Origin of the sequence: Tepidimonas aquatica, assembly GCF_007556585.1 — a bacterium.
Lineage (GTDB): Bacteria > Pseudomonadota > Gammaproteobacteria > Burkholderiales > Burkholderiaceae_C > Tepidimonas > Tepidimonas aquatica.
The window spans coordinates 1-25,029 of sequence record NZ_VJNA01000035.1 but is presented as its reverse complement, the minus strand read 5'-3'; the positions used below and the strand labels follow the sequence as shown (position 1 = coordinate 25,029).

Here is a 25,029-nt window from a genome sequence, read left to right as displayed (position 1 = left end):
CCGCATGGACAGGTGCCATCTCAAGGGCGAGCAGGGTGACCGGCTGCACGCGGTGCTGTGCGCGGCGGGCTACAACATCCGCTGGCTGCTGCGCATGATCACGAAGAAGGGCGTGCCCTTCTTGAGGAGAGTCTTTTTGCGCCTCGTGGCTGCCGTGCGGCTGCTCGGGCACTTGCTCCTCCCACAGCGGCCAACCGGCATCGGCGGTGCCAACCCGGCCCTGCCGAGGCTGCGGCTGGCTTGAAAATGAATTTTTCAGGGGCGACCCAGTAGTTTGCCTCAGCTTCTGCCGGCGGGATGCCTCCAATCGGCGTGAGCAGTCGGGTGTGGTTGAACCAGTGCACCCACTGCAGGGTGGCCAGTTCCACGGATTCCCTGGTCTTCCAGGGTCCCCGGCGGTGAATCAACTCGGCCTTGTACAGCCCGTTGATGGTCTCGGCCAGCGCGTTGTCATAGCTGTCGCCCCGGCTGCCGACCGAGGGTTGGATGCCGGCCTCGGCTAGTCGCTCGGTGTAGCGAATGGAGAGGTACTGCGACCCCCTGTCGCTGTGATGAACCAAGGCGTTGGCAGCGGGTCGCCGCTCATAGAGCGCTTGCTCCAGCGCATCGAGCACAAAGTCGGTCTGCATGGTGCGACTGACCCGCCAGCCCACGATGCGCCGGGCGTACACGTCGATGACAAAGGCCACGTAGAGCCAGCCCTGCCAGGTGCTGACGTAGGTGAAGTCCGACACCCACAACTCGTTGGGCCGACTGGCGTGAAAGACCCGGTTGACACGGTCCAGCGGGCACGGCGCTGCCTTGTCGGGCACCGTGGTGCGCACCGTCTTGCCACGGCGTGCTCCCTGCAGTCCCATGACACGCATCAGGCGCTCGACCGTGCAGCGCGCGACCTCGATGCCCTCGCGGTTGAGTTGCAGCCAGACCTTGTCGGCACCGTAGACCTGCCAGTTGGCGTGCCACACGCGCTGGATGTCGGCCATCAGGGCCTCATCGCGCTGGGCCCGCTGGCTGCGCAGTTGCGGCTGCCGTCGGCGGGCGGCATGGCGTCGGTAGCACGACGGGGCCATCTGCAACACGCGGCAGATGGGCTCGACCCCGTACAGATGGCGGTGCTGGTCGACGAAGCGCTTCAACTCTTCAAACGGCGGTCGAGCTCCGCCTGGGCGAAAAACGCGCTGGCAGCCTTGAGGATGTCGTTGGCCCGGCGCAGTTCCCGGTTCTCGCGTTCCAGTTGCCGCAGTCGCTCGCGCTCGCCGCTGGTCAGTCCCTCGCGCTGGCCGGCATCGACTTCCTGGCGCTTGACCCATTCGAGCAGCGTCTGCGGAACGCAGCCAATCTTGGGTGCTATCGATTCAACGGCCGCCCACAGCGAAGGGTAGTCGCCCCGGTGCTCTTGCACCATGCGCACGGCGCGCTCGCGGACCTCGGGTGAGAACTTCGATGTCTTGTTCATGGCTCCATCTTCTCAAGAGTTGGAGCCTCCTCAATTCCCGGGGCGGTTCAGGTCAGGGCAGTGGGAAACTGGCGCGAAGAGACCATGACCTACTTCGAGACGGACATGCCCGTCACCAACGCTTACACGGAGTCCATCAACCGACTGGCCAAGGACAAGAACCGTGAAGGGCGCGGTTACTCCTTCGAGGTGATGCGGGCACGAATGCTCTACACCACGAAGCACAAGAAGAAGGCACCGACTGCGAAGGTCTCTCCTTTCTACAAGAAAACCATCGGTTACGGACTGCCGGACTTCGCAGAGGAACTCAACTACGGAGTCGATCTATCAACCATCTGAGGGTGGTATCAGATTGATGGGGTGAAGGTGCCCCATCAACCATTAAATCCGTATACCCATTTTTTCATCGTCGGATTTCCTGGGGTTGAACCAGAAAGCGGCAACCCCGGATGGGGGGCTGCAACCGGGGATGGGTGGCCCGGAGGGCCGAACCACAGGGGCTATTGCACCGGCCCCTGATGACGGTGATGTTAAGTCAATTCGTGATGACCCGAATGTTGTTCATAAACAACGTCATCGGGCTTCACACGCGCCTCAAGGCTGGGCGTCAAAGACCTGGATGGTCCACGGCTGCGACGACGCCGGATCGACGCTCACCTCCACCGCGCGCACGTCGGCCGCGCCCGGCACCTGCAGGCGTGTCAGGTTCAGCACCGGCTTTTTCCGGTGCTTGAAGGGGTTGTCGAAGGCCAGCACATGGCTGTCGCCGTGGATCAGCAGGACCGGACGGCCCCACTGCGCCGCCAGCGGCACCAGCGTGTCGCCGATGCTGGCGGCAAAGCCCGAGTGGCGCGGGAACGTCTCCACCGGCTGCTGGTTGTCGAACGGGTCGGCCTGCATGGCCACCACCATGGCGCGCGCGTTGCGCTGCTGCGCCAGCTCGAAGGCAGCGCGCAGCCAGGCGACGTTGGCGCGGTCGCGCTCGAAAAACTCCGCCACGGCCTTGGGGTCGCGTGTCTCGAAGTTGTTGTTGCTGCCGACGATGTGCACGGCGACGAACAGCACGTCGCCGGCCCACCAGCGCTGGTTTTCCACATAGGGCGCGAAGGCGAGCATGACGGTGGACTGGTTTTCCACCGCGATGGGCTGCTGGCCGAGCGATCGGCCGGGGGTGTAGAAGCGCTGGCGCAGCGTGGCCAGGCGCTCCAGCGGGTCGTAGCTGCCGTTGTTGGCGCGGTGGCAGTCGGTCCACTCGTTGTCGCCCGGGGTGTAGACCACGGCACCGCGGTAGCGGCCAAAGTGCTCCAGCTGGGCGGAAAACTCCTCGTTGCTGCACAGCGTGGAGCCGGCCTTGAAGTCGCCGACGTGGACGGTGAAGGCCGGCTGCAGCGCGTTGACGCGCTCGATCAGCGCGCGGTAGGGCGGATAGCTCTTGTCAGGGGGGCCATAGGGCATGTCGCCCAGCGCGACGAAGCGCACGGTCTGGGCCGCGACGGTGCCGGCCAGCAGCACGGCCGTGGCGGCGACGGCGCCGCGCCACGCCAGGGGCAAAAGGGGAAAACGCATGGGATCGGACTCCTCAACAAAACCGGCCCCGAGGGGCCGACAGATCGGGGGCGAACGGACCGGGTGTCCGCCCGGTGGTCACAGGCCGATGACGCCGCCGTCGTTCTTGGTGATGACGACGGTGGCCGAGCGCGGGCGGCCGCCGTCCGGCCAGCGCGAGTACTTGGTCGGCGCGTCCGGGTCGCTGCGCTCGCTGGGGCTTTCGCCCGGGTGCTGGATGTTGATGAACATCGTGCGCAGGTCCGGCGTCATCGCGATGCCGGTGACCTCGCAGCCGCGCGGGCCGACCAGGAAGCGGCGGATCTCGCCCTTGGTCGGGTCGCAGGCCAGCATCTGGTTGTTGGGCAGGTTGGCATAGTCGCCCTTGCCCAGCGTCGAGGTGGACACGTCGGTTTGGATCCACAGCACGCCGCGCGGATCGACCCACAACCCGTCCGGGCTGCCGAAGATGTCGCCGCGGATGTTGCCCTTGGCCTCGGCGCGCGGCAGCGACGGGTCGCCCGCCATCACGAAGTGGTTCCACGTGAAGCGGGTGGCGTCCAGGTCCCCGATTTCCTTCCAGCGGATGATGTGGCCCATGGTGTTGTTGGCGCGCGGGTTGGCCGCATCCGCACCGGGGCTCTTGTCGCGGCCGCGGTTGCTGTTGTTGGTCAGGGTGCAATAGACCTCTTTGCTGATCGGGTCCACGGCGGTCCATTCCGGGCGGTCCATCTTGGTGGCGCCCAGGGCGTCGCTGGCTTGCCGCGCCTGGATCAGCACCGCGCCCTGGTTGGCAAAGCCGTTGGCGGCGGTCAGCGGACCGCGGTCGTGCACCAGCGGCAGCCACTCGCCGCTGCCGTCGGCGTTGAACTTGGCCACATACAGCGTGCCGTGGTCGAGCAGGTCGCGGTTGGCCGCAAAGCCGCCCGGCTTGACGCGGTCGCGGCTGACGAACTTGTAGATGTATTCGAAGCGCGCGTCCTCGCCCATGTACACCACGGCGCGGCCGTCGTCGGTCAGCGCCACCGCGGCGCCCTCGTGCGCCGCGCGGCCCAGCGCGGTGCGCTTGATCGGCGTCATGGTCGGGTCCATCGGGTCGATTTCGACCACCCAGCCAAAACGGTTCGGCTCGTTGGGGTGCCGGGTGGCGTCGAAGCGTTCGTCGAACTCGTGCCAGCGGTAGCCGGCGCCGTCTTTCTTCAGGCCCCAGCGCTTGCCGTGCGCATCGGGCTGGTCCGGGCCGTGGAAGTAGTTGATGAAGTTCTCTTCGCAGGTCAGGTAGGTGCCCCAGGGCGTCTGGCCGTTGGCGCAGTTGTTGATCGTGCCCAGCACCCGCGTGCCCGTCGGGTCGGCCGCGGTCTTCATCCAGGTGTGGCCGGCGGCCGGGCCGCTGATCAGCATCGGCGTGGTCGCGGTGATGCGGCGCGCGTACTTGGACGGCAGCACCTGGCGCCAGCCGTTCGGGCCGGCTTCGATCTCGATGATCGACACGCCGTGCGCGGCCTGCGCCTTGCGCACCTTCTCGGCGCTCCAGGTCTTCATGCCGTCCGGGTGCAGCAGGCCGTCATCGGTGTACTCGTGGTTGATGGCCAGCAGCCCGCGCTTGCTGCCATCGAGCGGGAAGTAGCTCATGCCGTCGTGGTGCATGCCGGCCTGCAGGGCCTGCTCCTCGGCGGTGTTGGAGCCGTCGGTCTTGAACGCCGGCATCTTGCCGGCCACGCCCACCGCATCGCCCCAGCGGTTGAGCACGCGCGCGGTGTAGCCCGGGGGCACCAGCACCTCGTCGACGTCGCGCATGGGCACACTGGCAAAGCCGATGCCGCGCCCCAGGGCCGCGGCGTTGGGGCCACCGGTGCTGGCGCAGCCCGCCAGCAGGCTGCCGCCAAACAGCGCGGCGGTGGCGCTGGCCAGCGCGCCGCGCACGAAAATGCGCCGCGCCGGGTCCGACACCTCGTGGATGGTCGGGTTGGCGCTGCGGTTGGAGTCTTCCATCAGGTCGAAGTCTTTGGCCATGGTGCGTCGTCGTCTTGCGTGAAGAGGCCGCCATCTTCGACCGAGGGCGTGATAGACCGATGACAGCGCGCCAGCGCGTCAACGGCACTCGGGCAGCGGATAGCGGTCGGGGAAGACGTCGCGGTAGGTGCGGCCCGTCTCGCCCTCGAACGGCAGCTCACCGCGGCAGCGCGCGGCTTCCAACTCGGCTCGCACTTCGGCGCGGGTGCGGCCTTCGGTGGTCGTGGCGCGGGCGGCGCGCACCGGCTGGGCCGTGTTCGAGGCGGCCACGTCGGCGGCGGAGAACTCGCCCGATGCGACGGGGAAGCTCGCGGCCGATGCGGCGGCGGTCGCGGCCAGCAGCGAGGTGGCGATCAGGGTGCGCAGAGAGAAGCGGTTCATGGCGTTTCCTTTCGTCTGGACAGAGAGAGATTGCTGGAGAGGGCCGTTGATGCAGCCCGTGGAATGAACTGTACTAACGAAAGATTTGTAGATAAACCTCTTTGCCAACAATGCAATATTGCAGATTTAGAAATAAACATCGACAATCTACCCATGGACCGGCTTCAATCCCTTCGCGTCTTCCAGGCGGTGGCCGATGCCGGTGGCTTTGCCGCCGCCGCGCGCGCCCTCGATCTGTCGGCCGCCAGCGTGACGCGCATGGTCGCCGACCTCGAAGCGCAACTGGGCGTGCGCCTGCTGCAGCGCACGACGCGCCGCGTGGTCTTGACCGACGAGGGCGCCGCCTATCTGGAGCGGGTGCGGCGCATCCTGGCCGATTTGGACGAGGCCGACGCTCTGGTGAGCCAGCGCAGCCAGACGGTGGCCGGTGTGCTGCGGGTGCTGGCCACGCCGGTGCTGGCCAGCGTGCTGGTGGCCCCGGTCGTGCCGCGGCTGACGGCGCGGCACGCCGCCCTGCGCGTCGAGGTGGATGTCGAGAGCTACGCCGTCCCCTCGGTGGAAGAGCACGACGTGGCGCTGTTTGCCGTGGAAGGCACGGTGGATACGGGCCTGATCGCGCGCCGCATCGCCAGCGGGGTGAGCGCGCTGGTCGCCGCGCCGGCCTATCTGCAGCGCGTCGGGCGGCCGACCCGGCCCGAGGATCTGATGCACCACCACTGTCTGCGCTACCGCCCCCCGGGGCAGCACGCCCACGCGTGGACCCTGTGGCGCGCCGACCAGCCGGACGCCGTCAGCCGGGTGGCGGTGGAGCCCGTCGCCTGCAGCAACCATGTCGAGGCGCTGCTGCGCATGGCGCTGGAGGGCGGCGGCATTCTGGCGGTCTCGCTGGATCTGGTCGCGCACCGGCTGGCCAGCGGCGAGCTGGTGCGCGTGCTCGACGGCTGGGTCACGGACCACTGGTCCCTCTACGCCGCGCTGCCCAGCCGCCGCCACCTGCCGGCGCGCACGCGGGCCTTTTTGGACGAGCTGACGCACGAGACGGCGACGCTGCTGCGGACGTAGGCAGACGCCGGCCGCCGCGAGGCGCTCGCGCGGTGACGGCCGGGGCGTTGGCGCCTTGCCGCCTGGGCCGATTGGCACCCTGGCCCGCGGGGCGGGCGCGGTATCGTCCCTGCCCGCCGGGCCCCTGTCGGGCCGATGACTCCTCCGCCCCATGCTGCGCCCCTCCCTGCTGCGTTCCGACACCCAGCTCAACACCGACAGCTACTACGAAGCCAGCGTGGTGCGGCCACCGGCACAGCCCGCGCTGGCCGGCCGCCAGCGCGCCGACGTGGTGGTGGTGGGCGGGGGCTTTGCGGGCCTGAGCGCGGCGCTGGAACTGGCCGAGCGCGGGCGCCGCGTGGTCCTGCTGGAGGCCGATCGCATCGGCGCCGGTGCCAGCGGGCGCAACGGGGGGCAAGCCATCGTCGGCTACGCCTGTGGCATGGCGACTTTGGAGCGTCAACTGGGGCGCGATGACGCGCGGCGTGCCTGGCAATGGTCGCTGGAGGCGGTGGAGCTGATCGAGCAGCGTGTGCAGCGCTACGGCATTGCATGCGAGTGGCGGCGCGGTTACCTGTATGTGGCCGATCGGCCGCGCAAAGCCCAGGCGCTGCGCGCCGAGATGGATGCGCTGGCGCAAGACTACGGGTTTGCCACCCAGTGGGCGCAAGGGGAAGATGTGCAGCGTTGGTTGGCCAGTCCACGCTACGTGGCGGCGGCGTACGAAGCCATCTCGGGGCACCTGCACCCCCTCAAGTACGCCCTGGGGCTGGCGCGCGCGGCCCAGCAGGCGGGGGTGGTGGTGCACGAAGGCAGCCCTGTGCGGCGCTTGGTGCATGACGCGCACGGCGTGCGCGTGCTCACCGACGGCGGCGAGGTGCGCGCCGACTGGGCCGTGGTGGCGGGCAACTGCACGCTGCCAGAACACGGCCCTGGCGTGCTGCCCAGCATCCACGCGCGCATCATGCCTGTGGGGACCTACATCGTCGCCACCGAGCCGCTGGACCCCGAGCGTGCGCAGGCGCTCATTCCCAGCGGCGCGGCGGTGTGCGACACCAACGTGGTGCTGGACTATTTCCGCCTCAGCGCCGACGACCGGTTGCTGTTTGGCGGGCGCGTCAGCTACACCACGATGACGCCGCCGCGGCTGCGTGCCACGATGCAGCGGCGCATGCTGGCGGTGTTTCCCCAACTTGCCGGGGTGCGTCTCACCCACCTGTGGGGTGGGTTTGTTGACATCACGATGAACCGCGCGCCGGATTTTGGCCGCATCGGCCAGCGCGTGTACTACCTGCAAGGGTTCAGCGGCCACGGCGTGGCGCTGACCGGTTGGGCTGGCCGCTGCGTGGCCGAAGCCATCGTCGGCCACAGCGAGCGCTTCGACGTGCTGGCGCGGCTGCGCCACCGACCGTTTCCGGGTGGCCCGTGGCTGCGCACCCCGTTGTTGGCGCTGGGCATGGCGTGGCACAGGTTGCGCGACGTGCTCGGCTGAGCGGCGCCGGCGGCGACAATGCGGGCCATGCTGTCCACTACCGATGCCACCGTTGACGGTCCCGCTTGGGCGCTGCTGCAAGCCTACGAGGCCGAGCGCGCCGTCTGGCCCGCCGTGCCGCCCGTGCGCCATGTCCCCCGTGAAGTGACCTGCCTGGCCGATGTGCTGCCCCACTACCAGGCGTTGTTGTTCGATGCTTTTGGGGTGCTTAACGTTGGCGACCGTGCCATCCCGGGCGCGTCGCAAGCGCTGGCGGCGCTGCGGCGCGACGGGGTGCCGTTTCGCATCGTCAGCAACGCCGCCAGCGTGCCCAAAGCGGCGTTGGTGGCGCGCTACCGGGCGCTGGGCTTTGCGCTGGATGCGCAGGACTTCGTCACCAGCCGTGACGCCACGGCGGCGGCGTTGGCGCAGGCGCCCGGTCACTGGCGCTGGGCGGTGGTGGCGCCCGAAGGGGTCGACTGGTCGGACCTGCCTCTGTCGCAAGCACGGCGCTGCGACGGGGCGTTGCGCGACGGCGACGATGCGGTGTTGTTTTTGGCCGCGCAGGGCTGGAACGAGCATGCCCAGGCGCGGCTGGAGGCCAGTTTGCGCGCCCAGCCGCGACCGGTGTGGGTGGCCAACCCCGACCTCATCTCGCCGTGGGAAGGGGGCTGGGTGCGCGAGCCGGGTGGCTGGTGCGCCGGACTGACCGCACGCACCGGGGCGCCGGTGCGGCGCATCGGCAAGCCGTTTGGTGAGCTGTTTGCGTTGGCGCTGGCCAGCTTGCCGCAGCCATGGACCCCCGCGCAGGTGCTGATGCTGGGCGATACGCTGCACACCGATGTGCTGGGCGCGCTGGCCGCAGGCCTGCACGCGGCGCTGGTCACCGGTGCCGGCGCCAGCACCGGGTTGGACGTGGGGCGCGCGGTCCAGGCCACCGGCCTGGCGCCGCACTGGGTGATGCCCTTCATTGGTCGGCCGCCACGGCCGTGACGAGCGGGCCGCTCAACCCAGCGCCTGGCGCACCACCGCCACTAGCCGCGCCGCGCAAGGGGCGATCAGCGCCGGCTGGGCGTAGCCGTAGCCGATGATCAGCCCACGCAGGTCGCGCCGCTGCAGGCAGTACGCCGACAGCGGCCGCACGGTGATGCCCTCGCGCGCCAGTTGCGTCGCCATGGCGCCGTCGTCCGCCTGCTGCGGCAGGCGCAGGCAAAGGTGCAGCCCTTGCGCGGCGCCGTCGATGCGCACCCCGGGCAGCGCCAGCAACGGCTGCAGCGCGGCCAGCAGTTGCTGGCGCCGCTGGGCGTAGGTCTGGCGCGCTCGGCGCAGGGCGGCGGCGAAGTGACCCAGCTCGATGAACTCGGCCAGCGCCGCCTGCAGGGGCAACTGACCCGGACGGTTGAGGTCGTAGTGCGCTTGGCGAAAGTCCTCCACCAACGCGCGCGGCGCCACCAGGTAGCCCAGTTTGATGCCCGGGTAAAGCACCTTGGAAAACGTGCCCAGGTAGCACACCCGGCCGTCATCGTCCAGCCCGGCCAGCGAGGCAATGGGCGCACCATCGAAGCGGAACTCGCTGTCGTAGTCGTCCTCCAGCACCCACGTATCCAGGCGGGCGGCCAGCGCCAGCAGGGCCCGCCGCCGCGCCAGCGACAGCACCGCCCCGGTGGGGTACTGGTGCGAGGGCGTCACGTAAATCAGCCGCGGCACGCCCGCGCTGCCCTCGTCCGGTGGCCTCCAGCCCTCTTCGTCCACCGGCAGCGGCTGCAGCTCCAGCCCGCAGGCCTGCAGCGCCTTGACCGCACCCCAGTACGCCGGGTCTTCGATCCAGACGCGCTCGCCAACGTCGGCCAGCAGCCGCGCGCACAGCTCCAGCGACTGCTGCGTGCCGCTGGTGATGATGACTTGCTCGGGCTCCAGGCGCACGCTGCGCGACACGCGCAGGTAGTCGGCCACCGCGCGGCGCAGCGGCCCGTACCCGCCCGAGGTGGTGTAGTCCAGCATGTCCGGCCGCGCCTGGCGCCAGTGTTTGTTGTGCAGGCGCTGCCACACCGCCACCGGAAACGCGCTGAAGTCCGCCGCACCCGGCGTGAACGGCTGGATCTCCAGATGCTGCGCGTTGTGGCGGCGCGCCAGTGTTTGCCCGCGCGCCGACAACCCGGGCAAACGGGCTGTGCTCGGTGCCCGCCGCGGCCGCGGCGCCGTGCCCTGCGGCCACCAGTCGGCCACGTAGGTGCCGCTGCCCACGCGGCTGCTCAGGTAGCCTTCGGCGGTCAGTTGCTCCAGCGCCGCCACCACGGTGTTGCGCGACAGGCGCAGGTCCGCCGCCAGCTCGCGGCTGGACGGCAAGCGCTCGCCCGGCCCCAGCCGCCCGTCCAGCAGCGTGCGGCGCAACGCCTCGTACAAACGGCGGTTGAGCGGCAGCCCGCTGTGCGGGCCGGCCGGCCCATCGTCACGGGCCAGTTCCGCCAGCAGGTGTTCGGCCAGCAAAGAGGTGCTCAGGGTCATGGGGCGGGTCTCACGGCGCGCTGCGGTGGCCTCCAGTGGCACCGTTGCATGCCATCAAATGGCACCCATTGTGCATCCAATCGGCGCGCACAATGGGTCGCATCATGCACGTTGAGTCCGCGCCACCTTGGGTTTGGATGCCTGCCGACCACCGGCTGATGGGCGAGACCTTGCACACGCAGCCCTACCTGGTGTTGGGCGACAAGTACGCCCGCGCGGTCAAGGTGGGCGCGCAGGCCCAGCCGGTGATGTTCCCGCTGGCCAGCGCCGACGAGGTGCCCGCGTTGCTGGCGCAGGTGGACGGCGTCGTGCTGACGGGCTCGCCGTCCAACGTGCACCCGCGCCACTTTGGCGAACCGGTGGCCGACCCCAGCCTGCCGCTGGACGAGGCGCGTGACGAAGTCACGCTGGCCGTGGTGCGCGCGGCGCTGGCCGCTGGCGTGCCGTTGCTGGGCATCTGCCGCGGTTTTCAGGAAATCAACGTGGCGCTGGGGGGCAGCCTGCATCAAGCGGTGCACGCGCTGCCCGGCCACCTGGACCACCGCGAGCCCAAGCACCTGCCGCTGGAGCAGCAGTACGCGCCGCGCCACGCGGTGACGCTGCAGCCTGGCAGCCTGCTGCAGGCGTTGGCGGGCGGGGCCATGACGGTGCAAGTCAATTCGCTGCACGGGCAGGGTATCAAGCGGCTCGGCCAGGGCCTGCGCGCCGTGGCGCACGCCCCCGACGGGCTGATCGAAGCGGTGGAGTTCGAGCACGCGCGCGCCTTCGCGCTGGCGGTGCAATGGCACCCGGAGTGGCGCTGCTGGGATGACCCGCTGTCCAGCGCCATCTTCGCCGCGTTTGGGCGCGCGGTGCGCCAGCGCCGCCAGCAGCGTCTGGCCGACGCCCGTGCCTACGCCGCCGCTCCTGAAACCCCTGCCTGATCGCCGTTGCCCGGATGCGGCAGCCACACCACGCCCAGCGCTGCGAGAATGTCCGGGTCAGGCGACGTGTCCCCACCGCGTCGCCACCCCTCAGGGCCACGGAGACCACCATGAGCAGTGCCAAACAACTCAAAACCTTCAACGATCTGGAGCAATGGCTCAACGAGCGCCGCGTCACCGAGGTCGAGTGCCTGGTGCCCGACCTGACCGGCGTGGCGCGCGGCAAGATCCTGCCGCGCGAAAAGTTCACCGAAGATCGCGGCATGCGCCTGCCCGCGTCGGTGGTGGCGATGAGCGTGACCGGCGAGCAGCCCAGCAGCGGGCCGTACTACGACGTCATCGACCCCACCGAGCGCGACATGCAGCTGCGGCCCGACCCGGCCACCGCGCGCATCGTGCCGTGGGTGGCCGACCCCACCGCGCAGGTCATCCACGACTGCTTCGACCACAGCGGCAAGCTCATCCCCTACGCCCCGCGCAGCGTGCTGCGCCACGTCTGCAGCTTGTACGACGCCATGGGCCTGCAGCCGGTGGTGGCGCCCGAGTTGGAGTTTTACCTGACCGCGCGCAACACCGACCCCAACACCTTGCTGCACCCACCGGTGGGCCGCAGCGGACGGGCCGAGACCTCGCGCCAGGCCTACAGCATCGACGCCGTCAACGAGTTCGACCCGCTGTTCGAGGAGATCTACGACTGCTGCGACAAGATGGAGCTCAACGTCGACACGTTGATCCACGAAGTGGGCGCGGGGCAGATGGAGATCAACTTTTTCCACGCCCACCCGCTGGAGCTGGCCGACGAGGTGTTTTTGTTCAAGCGCACCGTGCGCGAGGTGGCCCTGCGCCACGACATGTACGCCACCTTCATGGCCAAACCCATCGCTGGCGAGCCCGGCAGCGCGATGCACATCCACCAAAGCCTGGTGGACAAAGCCAGCGGCCGCAACGTTTTCAGCAACGAAGATGGCAGCCCCTCGGAGATGTTCTACCACTACATCGGCGGGTTGCAGCGCTACATCCCGGCCGCGATGGCGCTGGTGGCGCCCTACGTCAACAGCTACCGGCGGCTGGCGCGCCACACGGCGGCGCCGATCAACATCGAGTGGGGGCACGACAACCGCACGGTGGGCATCCGCTCGCCGATCGCGCCGCCGCAGGCCCGCCGGCTGGAAAACCGCGTCATCGGCGCCGACGCCAACCCCTACATCGCGATGGCCATGACGCTGGCCTGCGGCTACCTAGGGCTGGTCAACAAGATCAAGCCCAAGCCCGAAATGCGCGGCGACGCCTACCTGTCGGCCTATGCGCTGCCGCGCAGCCTGGGCGAAGCGCTGGACTGGCTGCGCCGCGAGCCCGACCTGCACCATGTGCTGGGCGAGGAATTCATCACGATTTACACCGAGATCAAGGAGCTCGAGTTCGAGGAGTTCATGAAGGTGATTTCGCCGTGGGAGCGCGAGCACCTGTTGTTGCACGTCTGAGCGTGCGCCCCCCGCGCGATGGCGCCGGGGCCGACGCTGGCACCTAGGCTGGAAAGGAGACCGCCGATGACCGCCGTGGCCGACACCGACCTGACCCGCGAGCTGCGCGCGCTCGACGCCGCGCATTTTTTACACCCGTTCACCGACCACGCGGCGCTGGCGGCCAAGGGCGCGCGCGTCATCACCCGCGCCGAGGGCATCTACATCTGGGACTCCGAGGGCCACCGCATCCTGGACGGCATGAGCGGGCTGTGGTGCGTCAACGCCGGCTACGGCCGGCGCGAGCTGGCCGACGCCGCCTACCAGCAAATGCTGCGGCTGCCCTTTTACAACACGTTTTTCCAGACCACCACCGAGCCGCCGGTGCGCCTGGCGCAGCGCCTGACCGAGCTGGCCCCGCCGGTGCAGGGGCGGCGCTTCACGCACGTGTTTTTCACCAGCAGCGGCTCCGAGGCCAACGACACCAACGTGCGCCTGGTGCGCCGTTACTGGGACCTGATGGGCCAGCCGCAGCGCAAGGTCATCATCAGCCGCTGGAACGCCTACCACGGCTCCACCGTCGCCGCGGCGTCGCTGGGCGGCATGGCGGCCATGCACGCCCAGGGTGACCTGCCGATCCCCGGCATCGCGCACATCGAACAACCGTACTACTGGGACCTGCGCCAGCCCGGCGAAACGGCCGAGGACTTTGGCGTGCGCGCCGCGCGCTGGCTGGAGGAAAAAATCCTGGAGGTCGGCCCCGACAAGGTGGCCGCCTTCATCGCCGAGCCGGTGCAAGGCGCCGGCGGCGTCATCATTCCGCCCGAGACCTACTGGCCCGAGGTGCAGCGCATCGTCGAGCGCTACGGCATTTTGCTGATCGACGACGAGGTCATTTGCGCCTTTGGCCGGCTCGGCCATTGGTTTGCCTACGAGCGCTTTGGCATACGGCCGGACCTGGTGACCTTTGCCAAAGGCGTCACCAGCGGCTACGTCCCGCTGGGCGGGGTGCTGGTGGGCGAGCGGGTGGCCAAGGTGTTGGTCGAGGGCGGCGAGTTCACCCACGGCTACACCTACAGCGGCCACCCGGTGGCGTGCGCGGTGGCATTGGCCAACCTGGAGCTGATGCAGCGCGAGGCGCTGCCTGAGCGCGTGCGCAGCGACACTGGCCCGTACCTGGCCGAGCGCTTTGCCACGCTGGCTGACCACCCGCTGGTGGGTGTGACCGAGAGCTGCGGCTTTGTGGCCGGCCTCATTCTGGTGCGGGACAAGGCCACGCTGACGCCGTTTCCCGAAGACTGGGAGGTGGGCATGCTGTGCCGCCAGCACTGCTTCGACACAGGGGTGGTGATGCGCGCCGTGGGGTCGCGCATGATCATCGCGCCGCCGCTGGTGATGACGCGCGCCGACATCGACACCATGATCGGGCTGATTCGGCGTGCCTTGGATGCGACATGGGACGATTTGCGCCGCCAGGGGCGCGCGTGATAGGCCAGGGCTGCCCTACAATGGCCGACGGAGCGCAACAAGGGGCGTCGGGTGGGCATGGTCCGCACCGGCCTGCTGCTCGGGCATTTTCCCTGCAATGACTTGGTCGTGATCGACTGGAGTGTGGATATGAAGAAGCATCTGCTCGCCCTGGCCCTGGCCGCTGCCTTCGTCGCCGGCTGCGGCAAGAAAGAAGAACCCGTCGCCCAACCCGCGCCGGCCCCGGCCCCCGCAGTCGCGCAGGCCCCTGCCGGCCCGGTGCTGGACGACGAAAAAGTGCTCAACATCTACAACTGGCCGGACTACATCCCTGAGGGCATGCTCGAAGCCTTCGAAAAGGAAACCGGCATCAAGGTCAACTACGACACGTTCGAGACCAACGAAGCGCTGCACGCCAAGCTGGTGGCCGGCAACACCGGCTACGACATCGTCGTGCCGGGCAGCGTCTTTGCCAAACCGCAAATCGAAGCCGGCCTGTTCCAGCCGCTGGACAAGGCCAAGATCCCCAACTACAACAATCTCGATCCAGCGGTGATGAAGGTGCTGGACCGCGTGGATCCGGGCAACCAGTACCTGGTGCCGTGGGGGTGGAGCTTCACCACGGTGGGCATCAACAAGCAAAAGGTCGAAAAAGCGCTGGGCGGCATGCCGATGCCGGAAAACGCCTGGGACCTGGTGTTCGATCCGAAGTACACCGCCAAGGTCAAGAGCTGCGGCATCGCCTACCTGGATTCGCCCACCGAAATCATTCCGGTGGCGCTGCACTACATCGGCAAAGACGCCTACTCCAACGACCCCGAGGACTACAAAGCGGCGGTGGAGATGCTGAAGAAGGTGCGCAAAGACATCCGCATCTTCAGCTCGACGATGATCGACGACATGGCCAGCGGCAAGGCCTGTGCGGTGATTGGCTGGGCGGGCGACATCAACATCGCTGCGCAGCGCGCCGCCGAGGCTGGCTCCAAAGACGAAATCGTTGCGCTGCTGCCGTCCACCGGCGCGCTGGCGTTCTTTGACACGATGGCCATCCTCAAAGACGCCAAACATCCCAACAACGCGCACGCCTTCATCAACTTCTTCTTGAGGGCGGAAAACGCCGCGGCGATGGCCAACGAAATGGGCTACAACACTGGCAACACCCAGGGCAAGGACCTCATCAAGCCCGAAGTGGCCAACAACCCGTCGATCTTCCCGCCGGCGGACTACATGCCCAAGCTGATCCAGCCCAGCAGCTACACCAACGAAGCGCGTGAAGCGATGGCTTCGGCTTACAACGCCTTCAAGCGCGGCAAATAAACGCTGCCAGCGCAAGCGGTGACCGAGCCGCGGGCATGCATCGCGCAACGGGCTGTTCTTCCGGCGGTGGGGCAGCCCGTTGCGTTTTCGTCTAGGGGCCAGCGGGTGCGCGGCTGCGCGGGCCGCCACCCCTCGTGTGGGAAATGAGAGGCGTCATGGCGCAAGCGTCGCAAGTTCCGCTCGATACCGAGCATTACCTGGTCACCGACAAACTGGTCAAAACGTTCGACCAGACGGTGGCGGTGGACGAGGTGTCGTTGTCGGTGCGCAAAGGCGAAATCTTCGCGTTGCTGGGCAGCTCCGGCTGGGGCAAATCCACGCTGCTGCGCATGCTGGCCGGGTTCGAAACCCCGACCTCCGGCCGCATCCTGCTGGGTGGACAAGACGTGGTGGGCCTGCCGCCGTACGAGCGGCCGGTCAACATGATGTTTCAGAGCTACGCGCTGTTTCCGCACCTCAACGTGTGGGACAACGTGGCCTTTGGCCTCAAGCGCGAGGGGCTGCCGAAGGCCGAAATCGCCAAACGCGTCGACGACATGCTGGCGCTGGTGCAGCTGAGCGCCTACGCACAGCGCAAGCCGCACCAACTGTCGGGTGGGCAGCAGCAGCGGGTGGCGCTGGCGCGCAGCCTGGCCAAGCGGCCCAAGCTGTTGCTGCTGGACGAGCCGTTGGGTGCGCTGGACAAAAAGCTGCGCGAACAAACGCAGTTCGAACTGGTCAACATCATCGAACAGGTGGGCGTGACCTGCGTGATGGTCACGCACGACCAGGAAGAGGCGATGACGATGGCCAGCCGCATTGCGGTGATGAGCAAAGGGCGCGTGCTGCAGGTCGGCACGCCGCAGGAAATGTACGAATTCCCGGCCAACCGCTTCGTGGCCGACTTCATCGGCAGCGTCAACCTGTTCGACGGCACGCTGGCCATCGACGAGCCCGACCACTGCGCCATCGACACGCCGATCGGTCGCATCCACGTCGGCCACGGCACCACCGGCACGCTGGGCATGCCGGTGGCGGTGGCGGTGCGCCCGGAAAAAATCGACATCGCCAAGCAGCGCCCCGACGGCGTGGCGTGCAACCTGTTCCAGGGCCGCGTCAAGGAAATCGCTTACTTCGGTTCGTACAACGCCTACATCGTCGTCACGCCGCAGGGGCACAAGGTGCGCATCACCGAAGCCAACACCTCGCGCCACGGCCGGTCGGACATCACCTGGGACGACGAGGTCTGGTTCTGGTGGAGCGACACCGCCGGTGTCGTGCTGCGCGACTGACCCCCCTCGATCGTTGGGTTGCCACCATGTCCACCCCTGCCGGCTCCACCCCCTTGCTGCCGTTGCCCGGGCGGCGATTCGTCATCGCCGTGCCGTTCGTCTGGCTGACGGTGTTTTTCCTGCTGCCGTTCCTGATCCTGCTGTACATCAGCTTCGTGGACATGGGCGACGGTATCGACCCGTTTCGCCCGCTGTGGGACGCCACCACCGGCGTGCTGCACCTCAAGTACGAAAACTACTGGTCGATCTTCAAAGCCGAATGGGACGGCCCGCTGTTTCGCACGCTGTACGTCGAGGCCTACGTGCGCTCGCTGCTGTACGCGGCGGTCACCGCCACGCTGTGCCTGCTGATCGGCTACCCGTTTGCCTACTTCATCGCGCGCAGCCCGGCGGCGGTGCGCCCGGCGCTGCTGCTGATGGTGATGCTGCCGTTTTGGACCTCGTTTTTGCTGCGCGTGTACGCCTGGAAGGGCATCTTGGCCGACGCCGGTGTTGTCAACCGGCTGCTGATGGCCCTGGGCCTGACCAGCGAGCCGTTGCCGCTGCTGTACACCAACGTGTCGATGCTGGTGGGCATGACCTACGTGTACCTGCCGTTCATGGTGCTGCCGTTGTACGCCACGCTGGTCAAACTGGATTGGCGGCTGCTGGAGGCGGCCTACGACCTCGGCGCCACGCCGTGGCGGGCGTTTTGGCTGGTGACGGTGCCGCTGTCCAAGGCCGGCATCATCGCCGGTTTCATGCTGGTGTTCATCCCCTCGGTGGGTGAGTTCGTCATTCCGTCGCTGCTGGGCGGCCCGGAAAACCTGATGATCGGCCGCGTCGTATGGGACGAGATGTTCACCGCCAACAACTGGCCGCGCGCCGCGGCGCTGGCGGTGGTGATGATCGGGCTGATCGTCGTGCCGCTGTCGCTGTACTACCGCTACAGCGGTGAGCGCGCGGCGGCCGGCGTGCACTGACCCCACGCCACTTGGGAGAACCGCACGATGGGCAACGTTTTCGCTCGGCACGTTGGCAAAGGCTGGCTGGCGTTGGTGTTTGCGTTTTTGTACGCGCCGCTGCTGTTCATGATCGTGTTTTCGTTCAACAGCACGCGCCAAGACGCCGTTTTCACTGGCTTTTCGCTGCGCTGGTACCAGGCGCTGCTGGACGACAGCAAAATCGTCAACGGCTTTTTTGTCTCGCTCAAGGTGGCGCTGGCCACCGGCGTGCTGTCGGCGGTGTTGGGCACGCTGGCCGCGTTCGTGCTGGTGCGCTACCGGCGCTTTTGGGGCCGCACGCTCTTTTCCGGCATGGTCAACGCGCCGCTGGTGATGCCGGAAGTCATCATCGGCCTGTCGCTGCTGCTGCTGATGGTGGGCGCGCAAAACGTCTTCGGCTGGCCGCAGCGCGGCATGCTGACGATCACGCTGGGGCACACGCTGATGGGCATGGCCTACGCGATGGTGGTGGTGCAGTCGCGCCTGCTGGAGATGGACCGCCGCATCGAGGAAGCGGCGATGGACCTGGGGGCGCGGCCGCACCAGGTGTTTTTCCTGGTGACGCTGCCCAACATCGCGCAGGCGGTGCTGGCGGCGTTTTTGCTGTCGTTCACGCTGTCGTTCGACGACGTGGTGATTTCCGAATTCCTCTCTGGCCCCGGCGTCAACACGCTGCCTCAGGTCATCTTCGGTTACGCACGCCGCGGCATCAACCCCACCATCTACGCCGCGGCGACGATCCTGATCGTCGTCGTCACCACCGTCATCGTCAGCTACGCGGTCTGGGTGGCGCGCGCCACCCGGCGGCGCGAGCGCGAAATGGCCGCAGCCCTCAAGGGGTGAAACGCGCGCGGGTGCGGCGCCGCGGGCGCGGCTGCGCTACGCTGGCGGCATGGATGCGCGCGTCACCCCCGCGGCCATGGCCGCGCCGCCCCACGACCCCGCGCCGTGGCAGCCCGCCTTGCAGGCGCTGTGGGCCGATACCCTGCCTGAGCTGACGGTGCCGTGCCGGGCGCAGCGCTGGCCGGCGCCACGCTTGGTCTGGCTGCACGACGCCGTGGTCGCGGCGCTGGGCTGGCCGGTCGAGGCCTTGCACGGCCCGGATGGGGTGGCGCTGTTGGCCGGCGCGGCGCTGCCGCCGGCGGCGCGGCCGGTGGCGTTGGTCTACGCCGGGCACCAGTTTGGTCGTTGGGCCGGCCGCTTGGGCGACGGGCGGGCCCTGCTGCTGGGCGAGGTGGCCTGCCCCAACGGGGCGCTGGTGGACGTCGGGCTCAAGGGCAGCGGGGCCACGCCGCTGGCGCGTGGAGGCGACGGTCGTGCGGCGCTGGGGCCGATGCTGCGCGAAGCCTTGGTCAGCGAAGCCATGCACGCGCTGGGCATCCCCACCACGCGCACGCTGGCGGTGCTGACCACCGGGGATACCGTGTGGCGCGACGGCCCGCAGCCCGGCGCTTGGCTGGTGCGCGTGGCCACCAGCCACCTGCGCGTGGGGACGTTTCAGTGGGTGGCGGCGCTGGACGACCCGGGCTTGCTGCGGCGCTTGTGGCGCTTTGCCGCGCAGCGACACGACCCGGCGCTGCTGGAGGGGCTCAACCCCGACGCGTGCGACCCTGACCGCGTGCAAGCGTGGCTGGGCGCGGTGGTGCTGCGCCAGGCGCGCTTGGTGGCGCTGTGGATGGGGGTGGGCTTCATCCACGGCGTCATGAACACCGACAACATGACCATCAGCGGCGAAACGATCGACTACGGCCCCTGTGCGTTCATGGAGGGCTACGACCCGGCGACCGTGCACAGCTCGATCGACCTGGGCGGGCGCTACGCCTGGGGCAACCAGCCGCGCATCGCGCAGTGGAACCTGGCGCGGCTGTCCGAAACACTGCTGCCGCTGCTGCACCCCGACCACGACACCGCCGTGGCGCTGGCCACCGACGCTGTGCGCGCCTTTGGCTCCGCTTACCAACGCGCGTGGCGTGCCGTGATGCGGGCCAAGCTGGGGTTGGCGGCGCCGCACCCGGGCGGTGCGGCCAGCCCGGTGGCGTGGCCTCCCACCGTCCCGGCGCAGGACGACGCCTGGACCGAAGACGACGACGCGCTGATCACCGACTGGTTGAACGCCTTGGCCGCCGAGCGCGTGGACTGGACGCTGGCGCACCGCCGGCTGGCCAACGCGGTGGCGGACGTTGCCCAAGCCGGCCTCGGCGCACTGCCCGAGCACGCCCCGGCGCCGCTGCACGCCTTGTGGTCGGAGGCGGCCCCGCTGCAGCGCTGGTGGGGGCGCTGGCGCGCCCGCTGCGTGCGCGACGGTGTCGGTGCCCCGGTGCGCGCCGCCGCCATGCGCCGCGCCAACCCGTGGTACATCCCGCGCAACCAGCGCATGGAAGAGGTGCTGCACGCTGCGCTGGCGGGCGACCTTGCGCCCGCGCGCGCCTTCGCGGCCGTGCTGCAGCGCCCCTTCGACGAGCAGCCCGGCGCCGAGCGCTGGGCCGCCCCCGCGCCACCCGAGTGGGCGCAGCGCTACGTGACCTTTTGCGGCACCTGAGTGGGTGCATCGGGTTTGCGGCCTGCCTTTCCAAGCGGCTCCGTGCTGGCGCGCGCCAGTGGTCCGTGCGGGGCGGCCGCAGGCGCGCTACCATGAGGTCATCGCTGGCTGCGGCCACGCTCCCGCCGTATTTTTGGAGGTTGACACGATGCGACACCCCACCCCCACGCCCTGCCTGGATGGCCGCGCCTTCATCGACGGGCAGCGGGTGTGGGCGCGCGACGGCCAAACCTACACCAAGCATTCGCCGGTGGATGGCGCGGTGCTGGGCGATGTGGTGCGCGGCCAGGCGGCCGACATCGACGCCGCGGTGGCCGCCGCGCGCGCGGCGTTCGAAGACGGGCGCTGGCGCGCGCAGCCACCGGCGGCGCGCAAGCGCGTGCTGCAGCGTTGGGCGGAGCTGATCGTGCAGCACGGCGACGAGCTGGCCTTGACGGAAACGCTGGACATGGGCAAGCCGGTACGCTGGTCGCGCAGCGTCGACGTCAACAGCACCGCCAACTGCATCCGCTGGTACGGCGAGGCCATCGACAAGGTGTACGACGAAATCGCCCCCACCCCGCGCACCGCGCTGGCGCTGGTGACGCGCGAGCCCATCGGGGTAGTCGGTGTCATCGTGCCGTGGAACTACCCGATGATCATGGCCGCGTGGAAGCTGGGCCCCGCGCTGGCGGTGGGCAATTCGGTGGTGCTCAAGCCCAGCGAAAAGTCCCCCTACACGGCGCTGCGCCTGGCCGAGTTGGCGCTGCAGGCCGGCCTGCCGCCGGGGGTGCTCAACGTGGTGCCGGGCTACGGCCCGGAAGCCGGGGCGGCGCTGGCGCTGCACATGGATGTGGACGCCATTGCCTTCACCGGCAGCACCCGCGTGGGCAAGCAAATCCACGTCATGGCCGGGCAAAGCAACCTCAAGCGCGCCTGGACGGAGCTGGGCGGCAAGTCGCCCAACATCGTCTTTGCGGACTGCCCCGACCTCGACCGCGCCGCCCAGGCCGCGGTGGGCAGCGTCATGTTCAACCAAGGGCAAAGCTGCAACGCACCGTCGCGCCTGTTCGTGGAGGCGTCGATCAAGGACGCGCTGCTGGAGCGCATGCTGGCGTTGCTGCCGCGTTACCAGCCGGCCGACCCGCGCCAGCCCGACACCGTGATGGGGGCCATCGTCGACCGCGCCCAGCTCGACACCATCGCGCGCTACATCGAGATCGGCCAAGCCGAAGGCGCGCGCCTGCTGGCGGGCGGGCAGGTGGTGCAGCCCGTGCCGGGGGGCTGCTACGTGCAGCCCACGGTGTTCGACAGCGTGCACAACGGCATGACGATCGCGCGCGAGGAAATTTTTGGCCCGGTGGTGGCGGTGCTGGCTTTCACCGACGCGGCCGACGCCATCGCCCAAGCCAACGACAGCATCTACGGCCTGCAGGCGGCGGTGTGGACGCGCGACCTGGACAAAGCCCATGGCGTGGCGCGCGCGCTGCGGGCCGGCACCGTGCACGTCAACCAGTACGACGAGGACGACATCACGGTGCCGTTTGGCGGTTTTCGGCAAAGCGGCATGGGGCGCGACAAGTCGCTGCACGCGCTGGACAAGTACACCGAGCTCAAAACCACCTGGATCCGCCTGGACGCGCGCTGGTGAGGACCAGCGCGTGCCCCCGCGTGGGTGCGGCTCAGGGTGCGCGGGGGTAATCGGTGTAACCCGTCGGCCCACCGCCGTAGAACGTGCGGCGGTCTGGCTCGGTCAGCGGCAGCCCCTCGCGCAGGCGGCGGGTCAAGTCCGGGTTGCTGATGAACGGGCGCCCAAACGCCACCAGGTCGGCGCCTTGCGCCAGCGCCTGCTCGGCCAGCGCACGGTCGTAGCCGTTGTTGACCATCCAGGCCCCGCGGCCGCCGGCGTCGCGGTACGCCCGGCGCAGCGCGGCGTAATCAAACGGCTGCGCGCCCTGCTGGAAATCGCGCGCACCACCGGTTTGGCCCTCGATGATGTGCAGATAGGCCAAACCCATGGGGGCCAGTTGGCGCACCACGTACTCAAACAGCGGCTGCGGCTCGTCGTCCCAGGCGTCGTTGGCGGGGGTCACCGGCGACAGCCGCAGGCCCACCCGATCCGGCCCGATGGCCTCGGTCACCGCCTGCATCACCTCCAACAACAGCCGGGCGCGGTGCTCGATCGGGCCGCCGTAGGCGTCGGTGCGGAGGTTGCTGCCGCGGCGCAAAAACTGGTCGAGCAAATAGCCGTTGGCCGCGTGCACCTCGACGCCATCGAAACCCGCGTCGAGGGCGTTGCGCGCCGCTTGCGCGTAGGCCTGCACGATGCCGGGCAGCTCGTCCAGGCGCAGCGCGCGCGGCTGCGACACCTCCACGAAGCGCCCCACCCGCTGGCCGTCCACGGTCTCGATCAGGTAGGTTTTGGCCTGGGCGCGCACGGCCGAGGGCGCCACCGGCGCTTGGCCACCGGGCTGCAGCGCGGTGTGCGAAATGCGCCCCACGTGCCACAGCTGCGCCACGATCAGGCCGCCGGCGGCATGCACCGCGTCCGTCACGGCGCGCCAGGCCTGCACCTGCTCGGGCGAGTGCAGCCCCGGCGTATCGGCGTAACCATGGCCTTCGGGGCATACCGGCGTGGCTTCCGAAATGATCAGCGCCGCGCCGTCGCGCGGGTCGGCGCGCTGGGCGTAGTAGGTGGCCATCAGCGCGTTGGGCAGCTGGCCGGGCGCTCGGTTGCGCGTCAACGGCGCCATCACGACGCGATGCGGCAGCGCCCACGCGCCCACGCGCAACGGTTGAAAAAGCAGGCTGGTGGAGGCGGTGCTGGTCATGCCCCATCGTAGCCTGGTTGCCCGCAGCGGCGTTGTCGCCCGTGCGACGCGCCATGGGGCGGGGGCGCTGCCGCTATCATGCGGGCGGCCATGACATCCGCTGTCCCCACCCCCCCCACCCCTGGCCCGTGGTGGCTGCAGGCGCTGGCGCGCTTGCCGCTGCCGCTGCTGCGCGGCGCGGGCGCACTGCTGGGCGCGGCCCTGTACCTGGGCGTGCCCAAGCGCCGGGCCGTGGTGCGGCGCAACCTGGAGCTGTGCTTCGCCACCGCCTCCGCAGCGCAGCGGCGGCGCTGGATGTGGCGGGTGTTCGTCCACTTTGGGCAGGCGTTTGTGGACCGCGTGTGGCTGTGGCACGCCCCGGCGGCGCTGGTGGCGCGCCGCGTGCGGCTGCAGGGCGACCTGGACGCCTTGCAACGCCCGGGGCCGGTGCTGGTGTTTGCGCCGCACTTCGTGGGGTTGGACGCAGCATGGACGCGCCTGACGCAGGCGCTGGTGCGGCCATGGGCAGGCATGTACGCCGCGCAGACCAACCGACGGCTGGATGCCTGGGTGCGCGCCGGGCGCAACCGTTTTGGCAGCCCCGCCACGGTGGCGCGCCGCGAGGGGCTGCGCGGCCTGGTGCGTGCGCTGCGTGGCGGCGCGGCGGTGTACCTGTTGCCGGACATGGATTTGGGCCGCGAAGCGGCGGTGTTTGTGCCCTTTTTTGGCGTGCCCGCGGCCACCGTGACGTCGCTGCCGCGGCTGGCGGCGCTGGGCGGCGCGCCGGTGGTGCCGGTGCTGGGGCGGCTCGACGCGCACGGCTACACGGTGCAGGTGCTGCCGCCGCTGGCCGACTACCCCAGCGGCGACGACGTGGCCGACGCCGCGCGCATGAACGTCGAGCTGCAGCGTTGGATCGAAGAAGATCCCTCCCAGTACCACTGGCTGCACCGGCGGTTCAAGACACGCCCCCCTGGCGGCGCCCCGGTGTACGAGTAAGGGCCACGAGCATGACCATGTCGCGCTATGTCTGCAACGAATGCGCCCTCCGGCGGCAATGCCCCTTGCGGCCGGTCGTGACCGACCCGGCGTACGAAGGGCATGCGCTGCATGAGCGGCGGGTGGACGTCTACGAGCCGTTGTTGCAACAGGGTGGATCCGCGCGCATGTTGCACACCGTCAAGGTCGGTGCGCTGCTGCTGCGGCACAACCCGAGCCTGGGCGGCGCGCGGGCGGTCGCGGTGCTGGGCGCAGGCCATGTGCTAAGTCTGCGCGCCTTGTTGGGCGATGGCCCTGGCGCCGATGCGGTGGCGGTGGTGCCCACCCGGGTTTGCGAGGTGCCGCTGCCCGAAGGCGCGCGCATCACCACCCTCGACGGGGTGGTGCCCACCCGGGTTTGCGAGGTGCCGCTGCCCCTGGTGCGCGCGCTATTGCCCAGCCGGCCGGCGCTGGTGGCGCACCTGGCGCGCCACCAGGTGCGCGTGACGGAAACCCTGGCCGATTGGTCGGCGGTGGCGCGGCTGCCCGATGCGCTGTCGCACGTGGCCGCGGTGCTGGGCTTGCTGGCGCGTGAGCAAGGCACCCGCACCGTGGTGTTGCCCGCGCGCGACGACCTGGCGGAGCTGGCCGGTTGCGCCCCCGAGACAACCTCGCGCGCGCTGGCGCGCTTGCAGCGCGACGGGCTGCTGCGCCGCGAGGGACGCCGTCATGTGGTGTGGGAGGGCCTCATTCCTAACCTAGGTGTCAGGTCCCGGACGATTGCATTGATCCGCGACGTCGTGCATTATTCATAGGTCGCGAGACGATGCGTGAGCTGATCGAGGAACTACGGAGGCAAAAGTCATGATGGTTCGACTGCACAAGAACGC

The 25,029-nt window shown here is 69.1% G+C and carries 19 protein-coding genes, 3 pseudogenes and 1 other annotated feature; of the genes and pseudogenes, 16 read left to right on the top strand and 6 right to left on the bottom strand.

What is annotated here, in order from left to right; genetic code table 11:
- Window positions 1–244, top strand: a pseudogene (locus Taqua_RS13575) (hypothetical protein); the annotation flags it as partial.
- A gap of 22 nt (window positions 245–266) precedes the next feature.
- On the opposite strand, the pseudogene Taqua_RS11455 reads toward Taqua_RS13575, so the two are convergent.
- A pseudogene (locus Taqua_RS11455) lies at window positions 267–1,456 on the bottom strand (IS3 family transposase); the annotation flags it as partial.
- Window positions 1,062–1,178, bottom strand: a sequence feature (AL1L pseudoknot). (Overlaps the previous pseudogene by 117 nt.)
- Before the next feature lie 54 nt (window positions 1,457–1,510).
- Between Taqua_RS11455 and Taqua_RS11445 the strand changes: the two are divergent.
- A pseudogene (locus Taqua_RS11445) lies at window positions 1,511–1,795 on the top strand (transposase); the annotation flags it as partial.
- 255 nt (window positions 1,796–2,050) lie between these two features.
- On the opposite strand, the gene Taqua_RS11435 reads toward Taqua_RS11445, so the two are convergent.
- The 3 genes from Taqua_RS11435 to Taqua_RS11425 form a co-directional block, all read right to left on the bottom strand.
- Window positions 2,051–3,022, bottom strand: coding sequence for a metallophosphoesterase (locus Taqua_RS11435; RefSeq protein WP_144326755.1), 972 nt, complete (start codon window positions 3,020–3,022; stop codon window positions 2,051–2,053).
- A 78-nt stretch (window positions 3,023–3,100) separates the two neighbouring features.
- Entirely contained in the window at window positions 3,101–5,014 is a 1,914-nt protein-coding gene (locus Taqua_RS11430) for a PhoX family protein (protein ID WP_144326754.1), read from the bottom strand.
- A 78-nt stretch (window positions 5,015–5,092) separates the two neighbouring features.
- Window positions 5,093–5,395: a DUF4148 domain-containing protein gene (locus Taqua_RS11425; protein WP_144326753.1), complete on the bottom strand. Its 303-nt coding sequence runs from the start codon at window positions 5,393–5,395 to the stop codon at window positions 5,093–5,095.
- 153 nt (window positions 5,396–5,548) lie between these two features.
- Here Taqua_RS11425 and Taqua_RS11420 point away from each other — a divergent pair, with 153 nt between their 5' ends.
- The 3 genes from Taqua_RS11420 (at window position 5,549) to Taqua_RS11410 (ending at window position 8,900) form a co-directional block, all read left to right on the top strand.
- Window positions 5,549–6,457 carry a LysR family transcriptional regulator gene (locus tag Taqua_RS11420; RefSeq protein ID WP_068608007.1) on the top strand — a complete coding sequence of 303 codons (909 nt, stop codon included), beginning with the start codon at window positions 5,549–5,551 and terminating at the stop codon, window positions 6,455–6,457.
- Between the two features lie 151 nt (window positions 6,458–6,608).
- Entirely contained in the window at window positions 6,609–7,928 is a 1,320-nt protein-coding gene (locus tag Taqua_RS11415) for an NAD(P)/FAD-dependent oxidoreductase (protein ID WP_144326752.1), read from the top strand.
- 27 nt (window positions 7,929–7,955) lie between these two features.
- The gene (locus Taqua_RS11410) at window positions 7,956–8,900 is read left to right on the top strand and encodes an HAD-IIA family hydrolase (RefSeq protein WP_185969614.1); all 945 of its coding nucleotides are present in this window, start codon (window positions 7,956–7,958) and stop codon (window positions 8,898–8,900) included.
- Window positions 8,901–8,912: 12 nt separating this feature from the next.
- On the opposite strand, the gene pdxR is transcribed toward Taqua_RS11410, so the two are convergent.
- On the bottom strand, window positions 8,913–10,394 hold the full coding sequence (pdxR, locus tag Taqua_RS11405) for a MocR-like pyridoxine biosynthesis transcription factor PdxR (protein WP_144326758.1): 1,482 nt from the start codon (window positions 10,392–10,394) through the stop codon (window positions 8,913–8,915).
- Window positions 10,395–10,516: 122 nt separating this feature from the next.
- Here pdxR and Taqua_RS11400 point away from each other — a divergent pair, with 122 nt between their 5' ends.
- The 9 genes from Taqua_RS11400 to Taqua_RS11360 all read left to right on the top strand — a co-directional run bounded on the left by Taqua_RS11400 (window position 10,517) and on the right by Taqua_RS11360 (window position 22,002).
- Window positions 10,517–11,335 carry a gamma-glutamyl-gamma-aminobutyrate hydrolase family protein gene (locus Taqua_RS11400; RefSeq protein ID WP_185969613.1) on the top strand — a complete coding sequence of 273 codons (819 nt, stop codon included), beginning with the start codon at window positions 10,517–10,519 and terminating at the stop codon, window positions 11,333–11,335.
- A gap of 110 nt (window positions 11,336–11,445) precedes the next feature.
- Window positions 11,446–12,816, top strand: a complete 1,371-nt coding sequence (locus Taqua_RS11395; protein WP_144326750.1) for a glutamine synthetase family protein — start codon at window positions 11,446–11,448, stop codon at window positions 12,814–12,816.
- A 66-nt stretch (window positions 12,817–12,882) separates the two neighbouring features.
- Window positions 12,883–14,283 (top strand): aspartate aminotransferase family protein, encoded by a 1,401-nt coding sequence (locus Taqua_RS11390; protein WP_144326749.1) that lies wholly within the window; start codon window positions 12,883–12,885, stop codon window positions 14,281–14,283.
- A 129-nt stretch (window positions 14,284–14,412) separates the two neighbouring features.
- A complete protein-coding gene (locus tag Taqua_RS11385; protein WP_144326748.1) occupies window positions 14,413–15,579 on the top strand; it encodes an extracellular solute-binding protein in 1,167 nt (388 codons plus the stop codon).
- A 155-nt stretch (window positions 15,580–15,734) separates the two neighbouring features.
- Window positions 15,735–16,850 carry an ABC transporter ATP-binding protein gene (locus Taqua_RS11380; RefSeq protein ID WP_144326747.1) on the top strand — a complete coding sequence of 372 codons (1,116 nt, stop codon included), beginning with the start codon at window positions 15,735–15,737 and terminating at the stop codon, window positions 16,848–16,850.
- A 26-nt stretch (window positions 16,851–16,876) separates the two neighbouring features.
- A complete protein-coding gene (locus tag Taqua_RS11375) occupies window positions 16,877–17,812 on the top strand; it encodes an ABC transporter permease (protein WP_144326746.1) in 936 nt (311 codons plus the stop codon).
- 27 nt (window positions 17,813–17,839) lie between these two features.
- Window positions 17,840–18,676 (top strand): ABC transporter permease, encoded by an 837-nt coding sequence (locus Taqua_RS11370; RefSeq protein ID WP_144326745.1) that lies wholly within the window; start codon window positions 17,840–17,842, stop codon window positions 18,674–18,676.
- A 49-nt stretch (window positions 18,677–18,725) separates the two neighbouring features.
- Window positions 18,726–20,372 carry a protein adenylyltransferase SelO gene (locus Taqua_RS11365; protein ID WP_221933937.1) on the top strand — a complete coding sequence of 549 codons (1,647 nt, stop codon included), beginning with the start codon at window positions 18,726–18,728 and terminating at the stop codon, window positions 20,370–20,372.
- 148 nt (window positions 20,373–20,520) lie between these two features.
- Window positions 20,521–22,002, top strand: coding sequence for an aldehyde dehydrogenase (locus tag Taqua_RS11360; protein ID WP_144326744.1), 1,482 nt, complete (start codon window positions 20,521–20,523; stop codon window positions 22,000–22,002).
- Between the two features lie 31 nt (window positions 22,003–22,033).
- On the opposite strand, the gene Taqua_RS11355 is transcribed toward Taqua_RS11360, so the two are convergent.
- Complete coding sequence (locus tag Taqua_RS11355) at window positions 22,034–23,182, bottom strand: alkene reductase (protein ID WP_144326743.1); 1,149 nt, start codon at window positions 23,180–23,182, stop codon at window positions 22,034–22,036.
- 90 nt (window positions 23,183–23,272) lie between these two features.
- Here Taqua_RS11355 and Taqua_RS11350 point away from each other — a divergent pair, with 90 nt between their 5' ends.
- Entirely contained in the window at window positions 23,273–24,160 is an 888-nt protein-coding gene (locus tag Taqua_RS11350; protein WP_246094701.1) for a lysophospholipid acyltransferase family protein, read from the top strand.
- Between the two features lie 77 nt (window positions 24,161–24,237).
- Entirely contained in the window at window positions 24,238–24,954 is a 717-nt protein-coding gene (locus tag Taqua_RS11345; RefSeq protein WP_185969612.1) for a Crp/Fnr family transcriptional regulator, read from the top strand.
- The last annotated feature ends 75 nt before the right edge of the window (window positions 24,955–25,029 follow it).

Coding starts and splice junctions, on each gene's coding strand:
- Taqua_RS11435 (WP_144326755.1), bottom strand. CDS start 3,022: ATGCGTTTTCCCCTTTTGCCCCTGGCGTGGCGCGGCGCCGTCGCCGCC.
- Taqua_RS11430 (WP_144326754.1), bottom strand. CDS start 5,014: ATGGCCAAAGACTTCGACCTGATGGAAGACTCCAACCGCAGCGCCAAC.
- Taqua_RS11425 (WP_144326753.1), bottom strand. CDS start 5,395: ATGAACCGCTTCTCTCTGCGCACCCTGATCGCCACCTCGCTGCTGGCC.
- Taqua_RS11420 (WP_068608007.1), top strand. CDS start 5,549: ATGGACCGGCTTCAATCCCTTCGCGTCTTCCAGGCGGTGGCCGATGCC.
- Taqua_RS11415 (WP_144326752.1), top strand. CDS start 6,609: ATGCTGCGCCCCTCCCTGCTGCGTTCCGACACCCAGCTCAACACCGAC.
- Taqua_RS11410 (WP_185969614.1), top strand. CDS start 7,956: ATGCTGTCCACTACCGATGCCACCGTTGACGGTCCCGCTTGGGCGCTG.
- Taqua_RS11400 (WP_185969613.1), top strand. CDS start 10,517: ATGCACGTTGAGTCCGCGCCACCTTGGGTTTGGATGCCTGCCGACCAC.
- Taqua_RS11395 (WP_144326750.1), top strand. CDS start 11,446: ATGAGCAGTGCCAAACAACTCAAAACCTTCAACGATCTGGAGCAATGG.
- Taqua_RS11390 (WP_144326749.1), top strand. CDS start 12,883: ATGACCGCCGTGGCCGACACCGACCTGACCCGCGAGCTGCGCGCGCTC.
- Taqua_RS11385 (WP_144326748.1), top strand. CDS start 14,413: ATGAAGAAGCATCTGCTCGCCCTGGCCCTGGCCGCTGCCTTCGTCGCC.
- Taqua_RS11380 (WP_144326747.1), top strand. CDS start 15,735: ATGGCGCAAGCGTCGCAAGTTCCGCTCGATACCGAGCATTACCTGGTC.
- Taqua_RS11375 (WP_144326746.1), top strand. CDS start 16,877: ATGTCCACCCCTGCCGGCTCCACCCCCTTGCTGCCGTTGCCCGGGCGG.
- Taqua_RS11370 (WP_144326745.1), top strand. CDS start 17,840: ATGGGCAACGTTTTCGCTCGGCACGTTGGCAAAGGCTGGCTGGCGTTG.
- Taqua_RS11365 (WP_221933937.1), top strand. CDS start 18,726: ATGGATGCGCGCGTCACCCCCGCGGCCATGGCCGCGCCGCCCCACGAC.
- Taqua_RS11360 (WP_144326744.1), top strand. CDS start 20,521: ATGCGACACCCCACCCCCACGCCCTGCCTGGATGGCCGCGCCTTCATC.
- Taqua_RS11355 (WP_144326743.1), bottom strand. CDS start 23,182: ATGACCAGCACCGCCTCCACCAGCCTGCTTTTTCAACCGTTGCGCGTG.
- Taqua_RS11350 (WP_246094701.1), top strand. CDS start 23,273: ATGACATCCGCTGTCCCCACCCCCCCCACCCCTGGCCCGTGGTGGCTG.